This is a genomic window from Bacillus weihaiensis, from assembly GCF_001889165.1.
GTDB lineage: Bacteria > Bacillota > Bacilli > Bacillales > Bacillaceae > Metabacillus > Metabacillus weihaiensis.
In genome coordinates, this window is the sequence record NZ_CP016020.1 from 95,273 (window position 1) to 112,828 (window position 17,556).

Genomic DNA, 17,556 nt, shown 5'->3' on the forward strand with positions numbered 1-17,556 from the left:
AAGCGTTTACTATAATAATGACTCACTCTTCACCCGCTTTTTCTACTAAGTAGAGTCGTTATTTTTATACCTATAAAAACGAATTAAAGGGGAGAAAGAAAATGACAAAAACAGTAATTTTAAGTGGAGTAAGAACACCGGTTGGTAAATTTGGCGGATCTCTATCCTCATTAACAGCCTCTCAATTAGGTGGAATTGCGATTAAAGAGGCCTTAAAACGCGCTAATATCGACCCTAATGAGGTGAACGAAGTGCTATTTGGAAATGTTCTTCAAGGAGGGCAAGGGCAAATACCATCACGACAAGCTGCACGTGAAGCAGGTTTACCTTGGAATGTGCGTACCGAAACGATTAATAAGGTATGTGCTTCAGGATTAAGAAGTGTTACGTTAGCAGATCAAGTCATTCGAGCAGGAGACGAAGATGTTATCGTAGCAGGCGGGATGGAATCAATGAGTAATGCTCCATATCTTTTACCGAAAGCTCGTTGGGGAATGAGAATGGGAGATAGTCCTGTTAAGGATTTAATGATTCATGATGGATTAACATGTAGCTTCACTGGAGTACATATGGGGACGTACGGTAACAGTACTTCAAAAGATTTAGAGTTAACACGTAATGAGCAGGATGAATGGGCATTAAGAAGTCATCAACGGACTATTCAAGCACAGGAATCAGGCGTTTTAGCTGAAGAAATTGTACCTGTATCTGTACCACAAAAAAAAGGTGAGCCCATCATTGTAGATAAAGATGAAGCACCACGAAAAGACACCTCACTTGAACGACTCTCAAAATTAGCACCAGTATTTGACCATGATGGAACCATCACAGCAGGGAATGCCCCTGGAATCAATGATGGAGCAGCAGCCCTTGTCTTAATGAGTGACGAGCGCGCACAAAAAGAAGGGCGACAACCTCTAGCAACAATCCTTGCCCATACAGCGATTGCGGTAGAAGCAAAGGATTTTCCGAAAACCCCAGGTCTAGTAATTAATGAATTGCTAACAAAAACAGGAAAATCAGTTGAAGAAATTGAGTTATTTGAAATAAATGAAGCTTTCGCGACTGTAGCACTTGCTGCAAATCAGCTTGCTGGCTTAGATGCTGCAAAAGTGAATGTAAATGGTGGAGCAGTTGCAATTGGACATCCGATTGGGGCAAGTGGAGCAAGGATTCTTATTACTTTAATTCATGAGTTAAAGCGTAGAGGCGGAGGCATCGGAATTGCTGCAATTTGCAGTGGTGGTGGTCAAGGTGATGCCATTATGGTACAGGTATAAATCGAGTTGAATAGTAACCCGTCATGCGAAAATAGGCTTTCATAAAAATCATGAGATGTTTGTTTAGATGAGTAGACATGAAAAGATAAGTTTCGAGACAGCGAACTGCCCGTAACAAAAATCATTCATGCTGTTAAATTTTCTACACGGTAAAAGGATATCTACCTTAATCAAAGGGATTACGCATTAGCTTATAAAGGGGGATGGTAGGATGACTATTCAAAAAATCATGGTCGTTGGAGCTGGACAAATGGGTGCGGGTATTGCACAAGTATGTGCAATGTCAGGAATTGAAGTGGTTCTCCACGATATAAAAGAAGAAATTGTTGAAAAAGGAATGCTAGCAATTGATAAACAGCTTCAACGCCAGGTGGAAAAAGGAAAACTGACTAAGGAATTGAAGGAGGAGACGTTAAGTAGGCTATCCTCTTCAACAGAACTCCAAAAAGCTAGTACAGTTGATTTGGTCATTGAAGCTGTCATTGAGAAGATGGATGTGAAAACGTCACTTTTTCAAGAGTTAGATAAGATAGCACCAGAGCATGCGATTCTCGCTTCTAATACATCTTCTCTTCCAATTACGGAAATTGCTGCTGCAACCTCAAGACCTGAGAAGGTTATCGGAATGCATTTTATGAACCCAGTACCGGTTATGAAGCTAGTGGAAGTCATTAGAGGGCTAGCAACGTCAGATGAAGTGTATGAAGAAATCAAAGCCTTAACTAAGAAAATCAACAAGGTTCCGGTAGAAGTGAATGATTTTCCAGGGTTCGTATCAAATCGTATCCTTATGCCGATGATTAATGAAGCAATTTATACCGTGTACGAAGGGGTTGCAGAACCAGAAGCTATTGATGAGGTCATGAAGCTTGGAATGAATCATCCAATGGGACCACTAACATTAGCTGACTTTATTGGTCTTGATACATGCCTCTTTATTATGGAGACCCTTCATGAAGGCTTTGGGGATGACAAATATCGTCCGTGTCCATTGCTGCGTAAATACGTAAAAGCAGGCTGGTTAGGGAAAAAATCAGGGCGAGGCTTCTATCGATATGAATAGAAGGGGATGGGTGAAATAGGGTAGAGTCAGATTCATTTTTTAAGAGGAGATGGAATGACAAAGGGGTGCATCAAATTGAATGTACATTTTACTAAAGAGCAAATGATGATGCGGAAGATGGTAAGGGAATTTGCAAAATCAGAAATCGAGCCGTTTGTACAGAATATGGAAAAAGGGGAATTTCCAAGAGAGTTACTAAATAAAATGGCTGGGCTTGGGTTAATGGGGATCCCAATCTCAGAAGAGTACGACGGATCGGGTATGGATTATACCTCTTATATCATTGCTATACATGAAATATCGAAAGTGAGTGCAACACTCGCAGTTATATTATCTGTTCATACATCAGTTGGAACCTATCCAATCTTAGCCTTTGGAACAGAGGAGCAAAAGCAAAAGTATGTGAAAAAGCTTGCTAAAGGTGAAAGTTTGGGTGCCTTTTGTTTAACAGAACCAAGTGCTGGCTCAGATGCAGCAAGTATGAAAACAAAGGCTGTTAAGAAGGGAGATTACTATTTTCTAAACGGCTCAAAGGTGTTTATCACAAATGGTGGAGAAGCGGATACCTATATTGTCTTTGCACGAACAGGTGAAGGGCAAGGGAGTGAACAGGTCTCGGCTTTCATCGTGGAAAAAGAGACGGAAGGCTTTTTAATAGGCAAAGATGAACATAAAATGGGACTCAATGGATCGCGTACAGTTCAATTATCTTTTGAAGATGCAAAGGTACCTGTTGGTAATCTCCTTGGTCAAGAAGGAGAAGGGTTTAAGATTGCAATGGCAAATTTAGACGGTGGGAGAATTGGCATAGCTGCTCAAGCGCTCGGTATTGCAGAAGCCGCTTTAGAAAGTTCAACCGCCTATGCAAAGGAACGGGAGCAATTTGGCAGACCAATCTCTGCTCAGCAAGGAATTGCCTTTAAACTAGCAGATATGGCAACAAACGTGGAGGCGGCTAGACTCCTACTCTATCAAGCTGCCTGGTTAAAAGATAATAATCTACCATGTGCAAAAGAAGCTTCCATGGCTAAACTCTTTGCTTCAAAGGCAGCGGTGGAGGTGTCTACGGAGGCCATTCAAGTATTTGGTGGATATGGCTATACAAAGGATTATCCAGTTGAACGATTTTTCCGTGATGCAAAGGTATGTGAAATCTATGAGGGAACGAGTGAAATACAGCGGATTGTGATAGGGAAGCACTTATTAAAATAAGGGGGAAGTAACATGTATTTTAAACTTTCAGAAGAGCATGAGATGCTACGAAAAACAGTAAGAGACTTTGCGAAAAATGAGGTAGCACCAACTGCTGCTATACGGGATGAAGAAGAGCGTTTTGATATGGATATCTTCAGAAAAATGGCTGACCTCGGTTTAACAGGCATACCTTGGGATGAGAAATACGGCGGAATTGGTAGCGATTACTTATCCTACGTGATTGCAGTGGAGGAGCTCTCAAGGGTTTGTGCATCAACAGGTGTTACTTTATCGGCTCATACATCACTAGCAGGCTGGCCTTTATATAAATTTGGAACAGAAGAGCAGAAGGAAAAATTCTTAAAGCCGATGGCAGTAGGTGAAAAAATTGGCGCATACGGCTTAACGGAGCCAGGCTCTGGATCTGATGCTGGTGGGATGAGGACAAATGCAAAAGAAGATGGTGATGGGTACATTTTAAATGGCTCGAAAATCTTTATTACAAACGGTGGTATTGCAGATATCTATATCGTGTTTGCTGTTACGGATCCATCGAGTAAGCATAAGGGTACAACGGCATTTATCGTTGAAAAGGACTTTGAAGGCTTTTCAGTAGGGAAAAAAGAAAGTAAGCTAGGCATTCGTTCTTCACCTACAACGGAAATAATCTTTGAAAACTGTAGAGTGCCAAAGGAAAACATGCTTGGAGAGTTAGGTGAGGGCTTTAAAATTGCGATGATGACACTTGATGGTGGAAGAAATGGTATTGCTGCACAGGCAGTAGGAATTGCACAGGGTGCATTAGATGCGGCGATTGCATATGCGAAGGAGCGCGAGCAATTTGGAAAACCAATTGCCGCTCAACAAGGAATTAGCTTTAAACTAGCGGATATGGCAACGAGCATTGAAGCTGCAAGACTACTAACCTATCAAGCTGCTTGGCTAGAGTCAGAAGGGCTTCCATACGGAAAAGAGTCCGCTATGTCAAAGCTATTCGCTGGTGATACAGCAATGAAGGTGACAACGGAGGCTGTTCAAGTATTTGGTGGCTACGGTTATACAAAGGATTACCCAGTCGAGCGATATATGCGTGATGCAAAAATCACTCAGATTTATGAAGGTACTCAAGAAATACAACGACTCGTTATTTCAAGAATGATCACAAAATAGAGCTCTCAATAGATAGTAGTCTGATGGTTGAATCGTTCAGAAGATTGAGTAGTTGTAAATGTTGATTTTTACCCTTTGTTAAATGAGGCAAAACGGTATGAGACTTTTGCTTTAGTCAAGCGGAAGCGCCAGGTCATCATGCTTGCTAAAAATTTGCCACCATGAAAGCAGAGCCTAAAATTGTAAGTAGAGGGGGGAGGTAGATGGAAAAACGGGAAGTTCAGGCGTCTGTGAAAGATGAGAAGCTCATTGAAAAACGACGGACACAAATGATAAAAGGCGCTGTTTCTCTTTTTAAGCAAAAGGGCTTTCATCGAACAACGACACGAGAGATTGCCAAAGCTGCAGGCTTTAGTATCGGAACGCTGTATGAATATATTAGACAGAAGGAAGATGTCCTTTATCTTGTTTGTGACACCATATATGATCAAACGCATATGAGACTTGAGGAAAATATTGATACGAAGCTTGGGACATTAGAAAGCCTTGAGCTAGCCATCTGTAATTATTTCAAGGTTGTGGATGATATGCAGGATGAAGTTCTAGTCATGTATCAAGAGGTTAAGTCGTTATCAAAGGATGCCTTGCCGTATGTATTGAAGAAAGAGATGGAAATGGCCTCTATGTTTAAGAAGATTATTGTTAGCTGTGTAGAAAATGGGGAGCTCACACTAACAGAAGAGGAATGTGATATGGCCGCACATAACATTATTGTTCAAGGACAGATGTGGGCATTTCGAAGATGGAGCTTGCAAAAGCAGTATACGTTAGAGCAATATATCCAATTCCAAACAAAGTTAATTTTACGTGGAGTCATTCATACCTAACAAGGTAGGCAGTGCTTATTAGATGTGTATTTCTTATATAAATTTGGTTTGAAATAGGTTAAAGGGGACTTCGTTCAAGTTGAAAGAACAAAGGGGTGGATGGTATGACAATAACTAATGTTTACAAGCCAAAGCATGCTGTTCGATTTGTAACAGCCTCGAGCTTGTTTGATGGGCATGATGCCTCAATCAATATTATGAGAAGAATCCTTCAGGCAAGCGGAGCGGAGGTTATTCACTTAGGGCATAATCGTTCGGTTGAAGAAATTGTATCGGCAGCCATTCAGGAGGATGCACAGGGGATTGCTATTTCCTCCTATCAAGGTGGGCACGTTGAATTTTTTAAATACATGTTTGATCTCTTAAAAGAAAAAGGAGCAAGTCACATCCGCCTGTACGGTGGTGGAGGTGGAGTTATTATTCCACGAGAAATAAGAGAGCTCCATGATTATGGAATTGCAAAAATCTTCTCGCCTGAAGACGGTAGGGAGTTAGGCCTTCAAGGCATGATTAATTACATGTTAAAAGAATGTGATTTTTCAACAGTGGAGCTAGAAGAAATGAATCGAGAGTTAGTATTAGCAGGTGAGCAAAAAAGTGTAGCGAAGATGATTTCGCATGCAGAGGCAAAGGTTTTTGGATTAGAAGTAAATTCGCAGGTGGATGAACTCTTCTCAATGTTGAAGGATTTCGATACAAAAGCACCGGTTATAGGGATTACTGGAACTGGTGGTGCAGGGAAAAGCTCTTTAACAGATGAATTAATTCGTCGGTTTTTAAATGAAATACCAGAGTTGAAAATCGCGATTCTTTCTATAGACCCAACTAAGCAAAAAACGGGTGGGGCTTTACTAGGAGATCGAATTCGGATGAATGCGATCTTTTCACCACGTGTGTTTATGCGTAGTTTAGCGACTCGTCAATCCAAAACAGAGCTTTCTTTAGCCATCCATGACGCTATTTCAATTGTCAAAGGAGCAGGCTATGACCTCATAATCGTTGAAACAAGTGGTATTGGTCAAGGTGATGCCGAAATTGCTGAAATATGTGATTTATCTATGTACGTGATGACAAGCGAATTTGGTGCTCCGTCGCAGTTAGAAAAAATTGATATGCTTGATTATGCAGACGTAGTCGTCATTAACAAATTTGAAAGAAAAGGCTCAGAGGATGCAAAAAGACAAGTCCAAAAGCAATATCAACGGAGCCGAATGCTATTTGATGAACCGTTAGACAGTATGCCAGTTTACGGAACAATCGCGAGCCAATTTAACGACCTAGGAACGAATACTTTATTCGCTAAGCTTTTGGAGCTAATCAATGAAAAAACAGATAGGCACTGGACTTCATCGTTACCTGTTGTTAAAGATGTTGAGAAACAAAATGTGATTATTCCACCTGAGCGTCGCTATTACTTACGTGAAATTAGTGAGACCGTAAGAAACTATCATACGCAATCGGAAAGTCAGGCGCAAATTGCCACTAAGCTGTTTCAAGTAAAGGGTGCTGTCGAAGCGCTTACTGAAACAGAAACGAATGAAGAGGTTTTACGTTCACTAGAGGCAGTGAAAGAAAAGCTAGAGAAACAGCTTACCTCTCAATCTAAAGAGCTGTTATCATCTTGGAAGGAGATGAGGGATAAGTATTCAAAAGAGGAGTTCACTACGGTTATTCGAAACAAAGAGATTGTAACTAAGTTGAAAACAACTTCTTTATCTGGACTTCTTATCCCAAAGGTATCGTTACCTAAATACCGAAATGACGGCGACATTTTGAGCTGGCTCTACAGAGAAAATGTACCTGGTATCTTTCCTTATACTGCAGGAGTATTTCCTTTCAAACGTGAAGGTGAGGATCCGAAGCGTCAATTCGCTGGAGAAGGAACACCTGAGAGAACGAATCGAAGGTTTCATTACTTATCAAAGGATGACGATGCAAAGCGCTTAAGTACAGCCTTTGACTCGGTTACCCTATATGGAGAGGATCCTGCCTATCGTCCTGATATTTACGGAAAAATTGGGGAAAGTGGCGTAAGTATTTGTACATTAGATGATATGAAAAAGCTCTATGATGGGTTTGACCTCTGTGCACCTTCTACATCTGTTTCCATGACAATCAATGGACCAGCACCAATCATCCTTGCTATGTTTATGAATACAGCAATTGATCAACAAGTACAAAGGAAAGAAGAAGAGCTTGGACGCGTTTTATCATTTGAAGAGTATAGTGAAGTACGGGACTACACCCTTCAAACGGTGCGTGGGACAGTTCAAGCTGATATTTTAAAAGAAGATCAAGGGCAGAACACCTGTATTTTCTCAACAGAATTTGCTTTGCGCCTTATGGGTGATATTCAACAATATTTTATTGATCAAAAAGTAAGAAACTATTATTCCGTTTCTATATCTGGATATCATATTGCAGAGGCTGGGGCGAATCCGATCTCTCAATTGGCCTTTACTCTCTCAAATGGTTTTACGTATGTGGAGTATTATTTGAGTCGAGGTATGGATATAAATGCGTTCGCACCAAATCTCTCGTTCTTCTTTAGTAATGGTCTTGACCCTGAATATACGGTTATTGGACGTGTAGCAAGGAGAATTTGGGCTACAGTGATGAGAGATAAGTATGGCGCAAATGAACGAAGTCAAAAGCTAAAGTATCATGTCCAAACGTCTGGTCGTTCTTTACATGCCCAAGAAATAGATTTTAACGATATACGCACAACACTCCAAGCGTTGATGGCATTACACGATAATTGTAACTCGCTTCATACCAATGCGTATGATGAAGCAATTACGACACCTACCGAGGAGTCCGTTCGTCGTGCGATGGCGATTCAAATGATTATTACGAAAGAGCATGGGTTAACAAAAAATGAAAATCCATTACAAGGATCATTTATTATAGAAGAATTAACAGATTTAGTAGAGGAAGCGGTCCTGCAGGAGTTTGATCGAATCAATGAACGTGGTGGAGTATTAGGAGCTATGGAGACTCAATATCAACGTGGTAAAATTCAAGATGAATCTATGCATTATGAAATGAAAAAACATACAGGAGAGCTTCCGATTATCGGAGTGAATACGTATTTGAATCCAAACCCACCATCTCAAGAAGCAATGGATAGTATGGAATTAGCAAGGGCAACAAAAGAGGAGAAGGAAACACAAATTAAAAATCTACAGGCCTTCCAAGCTAAACATGAAGCAGAAGTAATGAAGGCACTCGAAAAGCTTAAAGATGCCGCCATTAATAACGGTAATCTTTTTGCGGAGCTAATGGAAACAGTGAAGGTTGCAAGCTTAGGACAAATCACTCAAGCATTATATGAAGTTGGCGGGCAGTATCGTCGAAATATGTAGAATATAAGGAATCTAGCAATGAAATAATCGGTAGAGAATACACAAAATGCAGCAAATGCACTTTTGTGTATTTTTTACGTGATAATGGTGGCATAAACTACTAGAAATTGTTTATAATGAATGGTATGGTTTGTAGACGTACATGTGTACATAATGGAAAAGACACGTACTTATTTTGTACTTATTTTCAACATTTATAGATTAATGACCTTGAAAGGGAGTGCCTTGTTTTGAGTCTAAAGAACTTAACTGAAGAACAAATCAAAGAGATGGCAATGGTTGAAGTTGCATATGAGTTATTTATAGAAAGCAAAAAACCGTATGTATTTAGCGAGTTAGTAAAGGAAATTGCAGATCTACTTGACTTATCTAAACAACAAGTTGAAGATAAAATTGCTCAATTCTATACAGATATCAATATTGATGGACGTTTCATCTGTGTTGGAGAAAATATGTGGGGCTTACGTACTTGGTACCCATATGAGCAAATTGAAGAAGAAATCGTTCCTACGACAACTAAGCCTAAAAAGAAAAAAGCAAAAGCTGCTGATGATGATTTAGATGCTGGCTTTGACGATATTGATGACGATTTCGACGATTTGGATGATTTTGAAGAAGAAGACGATGATTTTGATGATTTAGATGATGTGGATCTAGATGACGACGATGAAGATGATGATGACTTAGTCGTAGAAGATGATGACTACGAAGACTTAGATGATGATGATGAGGAAGATGAAGAAGACGATTTAGAGGACAAAGAAAATTAAGTGTAATTCATCTTGACTTTCTTTTTTCAACTAGGTAGAATCTATTTTGGGCTCTTAAAAAAGCTATCTTTGTAAATTATACATTTACAGCTCCCTTTCAACTTGTTTGGAAGGGAGCTTTCTTATTTTATACAGTTTGCTGTTCATCATCCCATATGATGTCATAAAGGTAAGAGAGGACAAGCTTTAAAAAAGAGAGCTAAGCTGATCGTTTTGATTTTGCTAAAAAGCTAAAGAAGGCATGCAGGAATAGTTGGTGTGGATCTTTAGGTTTTCGAATATACCCAAATGATTTCTCAATATCTGTACAAAATAAAACTATATAAGCTTCTTTTAGGGGGAAAAACATGACAAAGTATATTTTCGTAACAGGTGGAGTTGTTTCATCTTTAGGTAAAGGAATTACAGCTGCATCTTTAGGTAGGTTATTAAAAAACCGTGGGATTAGTGTAACAATTCAAAAATTTGATCCTTATATCAATGTTGATCCAGGAACAATGAGTCCATATCAGCATGGTGAAGTATTTGTTACTGGAGACGGTGCGGAAACAGACTTAGATTTAGGACATTATGAGCGTTTTATTGACGAGAACTTAACAAAATTCAACAATGTAACAACTGGTAGAATTTATTCAACGGTTTTAAAGAAAGAACGTCGTGGAGATTATCTGGGTGGGACTGTTCAGGTTATTCCTCATATCACGAACGAGATTAAAGATCGTGTCTTCCGTGCAGGAAAAGAAACGGGAGCAGATGTTGTTATTACAGAGATTGGTGGAACAGTAGGTGACATCGAATCATTACCATTCCTTGAAGCTATTCGCCAAGTGAAAAGTGATGTAGGTCGTGAAAATGTCATGTACATCCACTGTACACTTGTTCCTTATATTAAAGCTGCAGGTGAAATGAAGACAAAGCCTACACAACACAGTGTGAAAGAGCTAAGAAGCTTAGGAATTCAACCAAATGTTATTGTTGTTCGTACAGAGCAGCCAATCTCTCAAGACATGAAGGACAAAATTGCTCTTTTCTGTGATATTGATAAAAATGCAGTAATCGAGTGTCAAGATGCAGATACATTATATAGCATTCCATTAGCTCTTCAAGAACAAAATCTAGATACAATTACATGCAATCACTTAAAGCTAGATTGTAATGAAGCGGACATGACAGAATGGAAAGAGCTTGTTAAGAAAGTAACAAATCTATCTAAAACAACGAAAATCGCACTTGTTGGTAAGTATGTAGAACTACAGGATGCGTACATTTCTGTTGTTGAAGCACTTCGTCATGCAGGCTATGAATATGATGCAGATATCGATATTAAATGGGTAAACGCTGAAACTCTTTCAGAAGCAAATTTAAAAGCAGAGCTTGAAGACGTAGATGGCATTTTAGTACCAGGCGGGTTTGGTGACCGTGGTGTTGAAGGGAAAATTCTTGCAACAACCTATGCTCGTGTAAATAAAGTACCATTCCTAGGAATTTGTCTTGGTATGCAGGTTGCGTCAATTGAATACGCACGTAATGTACTTGGTTTAAAAGGAGCAAACTCATCTGAAATTGATCCTTCTACTGAGTTCCCAGTTATTGATCTGCTTCCAGAACAAAAGGATATTGAAGACTTAGGTGGAACATTACGCCTAGGGTTATCACCAAGTAAGCTAATCGAAGGAACTCGTGCTTATGAAGCGTACCAAGATGAAGTGATTTATGAACGTCACCGTCATCGTTATGAGTTCAACAATGAGTATCGTCAAGCGATGGAAGAAGCAGGCTTTGTGTTCTCAGGGACAACTCCAGATGGACGTTTAGTAGAAATCATTGAGATTAAGGATCACCCATGGTTTGTTGCATCTCAATTCCATCCAGAATTCACATCAAGACCAACAAGACCGCAGCCACTATTCCGTGACTTTGTTCATGCTTCATTAACGGCTGCTGAATAATAGTGAGACCTCTTGAAAAAGCTATCCATCTTGGATGGCTTTTTCTCATATTGACCTCTTTGAGTGTTCAAAGGGAGAAGCTTGTCCTTTCGACAAAAAAGGAAACCGGTTTTTAAAAGGGGTGATATTTTTTAAAAAAACGTGTTGATTATTTTAGTTAGTGTGTTTATAATGAAGTTGAAAGCGGTTTCCGATAAAGAAAAACCTTTTATTTTTACCTAATTAAGAAACCGGTTTCCAAACGAATAAACAACCAATAACTAAGGGGGAAACACAATGAAAAGCAAGAAAAAATGGCTAGCTTCAGGTTTATCTTTGGCTTTAGCATTTTCGTTAGCTGCATGTAGTGGTGGGGAGAAAGAATCTAGTTCAGAAGGAGAAGGTAATGAAAAAGTTGAACTAAACTTCTGGGCGTTTGGTGCTACTGGTTACGAAGATCTAGTGAAAGAATATCAAGAAGAAAATCCTAATGTAACAATTAAATTTAAGTCATCTGAAACAGCTGAACACCATGATGCGTTATTCACAGCATTATCAGCTGGTAGTGGTGCTCCAGATATTGCTATGCTAGAGGTTGATCAATTTGATCGTTTCAAAGCAGCACAAGATCGCTTTGAGAATTTATATGATCTTGGGGCAAAAGATGTGCAAGATCAGTATCTAGATTGGAAATGGAATGCTGGGGAAAATGCGGAAGGTGACTTCTTATTCGGTCTTCCAACTGATATTGGACCTAAAGCATTATACTACCGTTCTGATGTATTCGAAGAAGCTGGACTACCTACAGAGCCTGCGGAAGTAGAAGCACTTATTAATACTCCTGAAGCATTCAAAGAGGCTGGGTTACAAGTGAAAGAGAAAACGGGTAAACCTTTTGTAGATAGTATTGAAATGGCTTACAGAGCTTACCTTGATCCTGCGGTTGAAAGTTATTTAAACCCAGAAGGTGAAGTTATTATCGATAAAGAAGGTAGTGCGGTTAAAAAGGCATATGATTATGCTGTTGAATTAAACGAAGCTGGTATTGTTGGTAAGTTTGAAATGTGGTCTCCTGAGTGGTCTAATGCCGTTAATACTGGTGAATTTGCAGCGGAATTAGGCGCTGGATGGTTAAAAGGTTGGATGGAAGGTAATGCACCAGATGCTTCTGGTAACTTTAGAGTAGCTACATTACCAACTGAATTTGCAGCGAACTGGGGCGGTTCTTACATCGCAATTCCAAGTGAAACTGAAAATGCACAGGCTGCTTATGATTTTGTTGAATGGTTAGTATCACCTGAAAATCAATTAAAATCTTTCCAAAGTAATGGATTATTCCCATCTGCACCAGCGGTATATGAAATGGAAGAATTTACGGCTAACGAAGATGAATTCTTTGGTGGTCAAGTAACATCAGAAGTATTCGCAAAGGCTGCTCAAGATATCGATGGAGCAGTATTCAAAGGGGAAAAATATTTCCCAGTACACAATGAAGTGTTAAATGCCCTTAAGAACGTTCAAGAAGGGGCTGATCCTGAAAAAGAATGGGAAGCAGCTGTTAAACGTTCGAAAGATTTAGTAAGCCGTTAATCGCTAATAAAAAAATGAATGAAGCTAGATATGGTACCTATTGACCCATATCTAGCTTTCCTAAAAGGAAACGGGGAGTGAAAATGGTTTCTGCGAATGAGAAAGTCGTAAAAAAGAAAAGGTTCTTATCTGAAGAAAAGAAAGACAGGATCTCTGCTTATCTTTATATTTCACCTTTCTTTATCATATTTGCCGTCATTGGGTTATATCCAGCATTATACAGTATGTATCTTGCGTTTCAAAAATGGAATGGATTAAGTCCTATGGAATTTGTAGGGTTAAATAACTTTAAAATTGTTTTAATGGACCCGCTTTTTTGGAAATCTTTATATAACACAATCATCATTGGCTTAATGGGGACTGCTCCTCAATTAGTAGTTGGGATTATCCTTGCGTTCTTACTAAATCTATCGTTTCTCCGCTTTAGAAATTTCTTCAGAGTTACGATCTTCATGCCATACATTACGTCAATGGTAGCAGTGGCCCTCATTTTTAGTGTGTTGTTTAGTAATCACGAATCTTCACTAGCTAATTATGTACTAGGTGTTTTTGGTTTTGATCCAGTTAACTGGGGAGCTTCTGAATGGGGTACAAAAATTGCGATATCTGTCATGGTCTTTTGGAGGTGGGTTGGCTATAACACCATCATCTACCTGGCTGGTCTACAAAGTATTTCAAACGATCTTTATGAAGCTGCAACAATTGATGGAGCGAATAAGTTTCAACAATTACTCTATATTACAATGCCAATGTTAAAACCATTTATTATTTTAACCGTCTTTTTCTCAACAGTTGGGGCATTGCAATTGTTTGCTGAACCTACAGTATTCCTTGGGGCATCAGCGTTTACAAGAGATGAAGCAATGACGGTTGTTATGTATCTGTATCGTGATGCATTTAAATTACAGTCATTTGGTACAGCATCTGCAACAGCGATCATTTTACTATTTATTATCATCATCTTCTCTGCACTTAATACGTTCTTAACATCTGGTGTAGGTCGAAAAAAGGGGGAGGCTAAATAATGGGTGATGCAGCTGGTACAAAAAAGTTTTCAATAGGTAGAATCGCTATTTATGCCTTTTTAACTTTAGCTTCCTTGTTTTCCCTATTCCCTTTTTATTGGATGTTTGTTATGGCAACACGACCAAGTGCTGCTTATAACTCGATTCCACCAACCATTACACCAGGTAATCTCTTAGTGGAGAACTTTCAAAAGGTGTTAGGGGCAATTGACTTCTTTCAAGCGATGCTAAATACGCTGATTCTTTGTACATCCGTAACAATTGTGGTGTTAATCATCAGCTCATTAGCAGGATTTGCCTTTGCGAAGTTTAAATTCCCAGGGAAGAATGCATTCTTTGTGGCTATTTTATTAACAATGGTAATCCCTCCACAATTGGGGTTGATCCCTCAGTACTATTTAATATCTAAAGCGGGTCTTTTAGATACGTTGCAAGGGGTCGCGATCTTATTCTTCTTGAATCCATTAGGAATTTTCTTAATGAGACAATATATTAGTAATTCAGTTCCAGATGAACTAATTGAGGCAGCGAAGCTAGATGGATGTTCTAACTTTAGAATTTATCGAAGCATTGTTTTACCGATCATTCTTCCGGCGTTTGCGACATTAGGAATTATCGTCTTCACAGCTGTTTGGGGAGAATTCTTATGGCAGTTTACTATTTTAAGAGATCCAGAAATGTATACGATTCAAGTGGCATTAGCTACTTTAAGTAACACGTTTAATGTGGACTTTGGTATGATTCTATCCGGAGTATTCTGGGCAACAGTACCGTTATTAATTATCTTCCTTCTGTTTAACAGACTCTTTATCTCAAGTATTACAGATGGTGCAGTTAAATAAAGAAGCCTTTTACTACTTCCTTTTATGCCAAAAGACTAAATTGTCTTATACTTGAATTCATAGTAATCTAAACAATAAATAAATCATTCATTATGAAGGCGAAAATAGAGGGAATGGCGATGAATTTAACAATTAAAGATATTGCGAAAATGGCTGGAGTATCTCCGGGGACTGTATCAAAAATTATAAATAATTATGGTGGCATAAGTGATAAAACAAAGAAAAAGGTACTAGATATCATTCAAGATACGGGCTATCAGCCCACCTTTTCCGCAAAAGCACTTGCGACCAAAAAATCAAATCTAATTGGGTTGATTTATGCTGGGAAAGTAAATGTCGATTTTACACATCCTTTCTTCAATGAAGTTGTGACGTCGTTTAAAAAAACAATAGGCATGCTAGGATATGACATTATTATGTTTTCGAATGAACAGTTTTATAAAGATAATGGAAGTTATTTAGCGAGATGTCGACATTTTCATGTGGATGGTTGTGTCATTATAGCGGGTGAGGAAATAGAAGAAGCCATCTATGAGTTAGTTCGAGAAGACATACCATGTATGGGAATTGACCTTGAACTGAATGGCCCTAGATCAAGCTTTGTCATGAGTGATAATGTGAACTTATCCCGAAAGGTCATTCAGCACTTTTATTTACATGGTATAAGGGATATTGGATTTATTGGTGGAAACGAAGACAATACCATTACGAAGTTTCGTGAAAAAGGGACAAGAGAGACGATGGAGCAGCTAGGTCTTACCATTAATGAGGATTGGTTCCAAAATGGTGACTTCCAAGAAAAAAGTGGATATCAAGCAATGAATAAAATATTAGAATCTAAGAATCATCCACGGGCTGTATTCGCTGCGTCAGATATGATGGCTTTTGGAGCAATTAATGCTATTAGAGAAAAAGGCTTGAGAGTGCCGGAAGATATCTCTGTTATTGGTTGTGATGATATTGATGCGTGTAGGCACAGTAGTCCAAGGCTTACAACGGTGAGACAGGATAAAGAAAGGCTTGGAAAGCTTGCAGCATATATGTTAAATGATTTAATTAATGGAAAGTCGGAGCTAAAACCTGTTTTCATTGACTCAGAATTAGTCATTAGAGAGTCTTGTAAACAATAAAAAAGTAGGTGGAGGTACAACATGGCAATTATACAATTTCCAAAAGATATGAGATGGGGAGCAGCTACGGCTTCTTACCAAATTGAAGGAGCAGCAAATGAAGATGGAAGAGGCCTTTCCATTTGGGATACTTTTTCCAAAACACCTGGTAAAGTATTAAATGGTGATAACGGTGATGTAGCGTGTGATAGCTATCATCGCTATGAAGAGGATATTGCTTTAATGAAGGAACTAGGTATCGATATTTATCGCTTCTCTATTGCATGGCCACGTATTTTTCCAAACGGTACGGGAGAAATCAATAAAAAAGGAATTCAATTCTATCATGATTTTGTCGATGCCTTACTTGCAAACGGAATCGAACCTATGTGTACACTGTATCACTGGGATCTGCCACAAGCTCTTCAAGATAAAGGTGGCTGGGAAAACCGTGAAACAGTCGATGCGTTTGCTGATTATGCAGAGCTGATGTTTAAAGAGTTTAACGGTAAAATTAAAAAATGGATTACAATTAATGAACCATGGTGTGTGTCGTATCTATCAAACTACATTGGGTTACATGCACCAGGATTTCAAAACTTACAAGTAGCAACAACGGTTTCCCATCACCTCTTGTTAGCGCATGGTAAAGCAGTAACTCGCTTGAGAGAAGGAGGATACGAAGGTGAAATTGGGTATGCTCCTAACACAGAATGGAACGAACCGTTTAGCAACAAGCAAGAAGATATCGACGCTTGTAATCGAGCGACTGGCTGGTTCATTGAGTGGTTCTTCGATCCTGTATTCAAAGGAAGCTATCCACAATTTATGGTCGAATGGTTCGAGAAAAAAGGTGTAACAGTTCCAATTCAAGAAGGCGACATGGCCATCATTAATCAGGAAATTGATTTTGTTGGCATTAACTATTACACAGGAAGTGTTACTAGATATAAAGAGAATGAAGGATTACTAGACGGTGAAAAAGTAGATATTGGCTATGAAAAAACAGACTTTGATTGGAATATCTACCCTGAAGGCTTTTATAAAGTGTTAACAAAAATCAATGAACAATACGGCTCAGTACCAATCTATATTACTGAAAATGGCGCATGTTATAATGATGGCGTTGAAAATGGTAGAGTCAAGGATGTAAGACGTATCGAGTATTTGAAACAGCACTTAACATCATTACAACGTGCAATTGATAGTGGAGTGAATATAAAGGGTTACCTTACTTGGTCTCTATTAGATAACTTTGAATGGGCCGAAGGCTACGATAAACGATTTGGTATCATCCATGTTGATTTCCACACATTAGAAAGAACGAAGAAGGATAGTTACTATTGGTATAAGCAAACAATTAAAAACGGCTTCTTTGATATGTATTATTGAT

The 17,556-nt window shown here is 38.9% G+C and carries 13 protein-coding genes; all 13 read left to right on the forward strand.

Annotated elements, in window-relative coordinates:
• Positions 1–101: 101 nt before the first annotated feature.
• The 13 genes from A9C19_RS00475 (at position 102) to A9C19_RS00535 (ending at position 17,555) form a co-directional block, all read left to right on the forward strand.
• On the forward strand, positions 102–1,280 hold the full coding sequence (locus tag A9C19_RS00475; protein ID WP_072578127.1) for an acetyl-CoA C-acetyltransferase: 1,179 nt from the start codon (positions 102–104) through the stop codon (positions 1,278–1,280).
• Between the two features lie 211 nt (positions 1,281–1,491).
• On the forward strand, positions 1,492–2,343 hold the full coding sequence (locus A9C19_RS00480) for a 3-hydroxybutyryl-CoA dehydrogenase (RefSeq protein WP_072578128.1): 852 nt from the start codon (positions 1,492–1,494) through the stop codon (positions 2,341–2,343).
• Positions 2,344–2,418: 75 nt separating this feature from the next.
• On the forward strand, positions 2,419–3,555 hold the full coding sequence (locus tag A9C19_RS00485) for an acyl-CoA dehydrogenase (protein WP_072581680.1): 1,137 nt from the start codon (positions 2,419–2,421) through the stop codon (positions 3,553–3,555).
• A gap of 12 nt (positions 3,556–3,567) precedes the next feature.
• Positions 3,568–4,707, forward strand: coding sequence for an acyl-CoA dehydrogenase (locus A9C19_RS00490; RefSeq protein WP_072578129.1), 1,140 nt, complete (start codon positions 3,568–3,570; stop codon positions 4,705–4,707).
• Positions 4,708–4,910: 203 nt separating this feature from the next.
• Complete coding sequence (locus A9C19_RS00495; RefSeq protein ID WP_072578130.1) at positions 4,911–5,534, forward strand: TetR/AcrR family transcriptional regulator; 624 nt, start codon at positions 4,911–4,913, stop codon at positions 5,532–5,534.
• Between the two features lie 104 nt (positions 5,535–5,638).
• Positions 5,639–8,899 (forward strand): fused isobutyryl-CoA mutase/GTPase IcmF, encoded by a 3,261-nt coding sequence (gene icmF, locus A9C19_RS00500; protein WP_072578131.1) that lies wholly within the window; start codon positions 5,639–5,641, stop codon positions 8,897–8,899.
• Positions 8,900–9,129: 230 nt separating this feature from the next.
• Positions 9,130–9,669, forward strand: a complete 540-nt coding sequence (gene rpoE / locus A9C19_RS00505; RefSeq protein ID WP_072578132.1) for a DNA-directed RNA polymerase subunit delta — start codon at positions 9,130–9,132, stop codon at positions 9,667–9,669.
• A 347-nt stretch (positions 9,670–10,016) separates the two neighbouring features.
• Complete coding sequence (locus A9C19_RS00510) at positions 10,017–11,618, forward strand: CTP synthase (RefSeq protein WP_072578133.1); 1,602 nt, start codon at positions 10,017–10,019, stop codon at positions 11,616–11,618.
• Between the two features lie 276 nt (positions 11,619–11,894).
• Positions 11,895–13,187: an ABC transporter substrate-binding protein gene (locus A9C19_RS00515; RefSeq protein ID WP_072578134.1), complete on the forward strand. Its 1,293-nt coding sequence runs from the start codon at positions 11,895–11,897 to the stop codon at positions 13,185–13,187.
• An 83-nt stretch (positions 13,188–13,270) separates the two neighbouring features.
• A complete protein-coding gene (locus tag A9C19_RS00520) occupies positions 13,271–14,212 on the forward strand; it encodes a carbohydrate ABC transporter permease (RefSeq protein WP_072578135.1) in 942 nt (313 codons plus the stop codon).
• Positions 14,212–15,054, forward strand: a complete 843-nt coding sequence (locus tag A9C19_RS00525) for a carbohydrate ABC transporter permease (RefSeq protein ID WP_072578136.1) — start codon at positions 14,212–14,214, stop codon at positions 15,052–15,054. The genes A9C19_RS00520 and A9C19_RS00525 overlap by 1 nt, the downstream gene beginning before the upstream one ends.
• A gap of 119 nt (positions 15,055–15,173) precedes the next feature.
• Positions 15,174–16,184 carry a LacI family DNA-binding transcriptional regulator gene (locus A9C19_RS00530; RefSeq protein WP_072578137.1) on the forward strand — a complete coding sequence of 337 codons (1,011 nt, stop codon included), beginning with the start codon at positions 15,174–15,176 and terminating at the stop codon, positions 16,182–16,184.
• Positions 16,185–16,205: 21 nt separating this feature from the next.
• Complete coding sequence (locus A9C19_RS00535; protein WP_072578138.1) at positions 16,206–17,555, forward strand: GH1 family beta-glucosidase; 1,350 nt, start codon at positions 16,206–16,208, stop codon at positions 17,553–17,555.
• The last annotated feature ends 1 nt before the right edge of the window (position 17,556 follow it).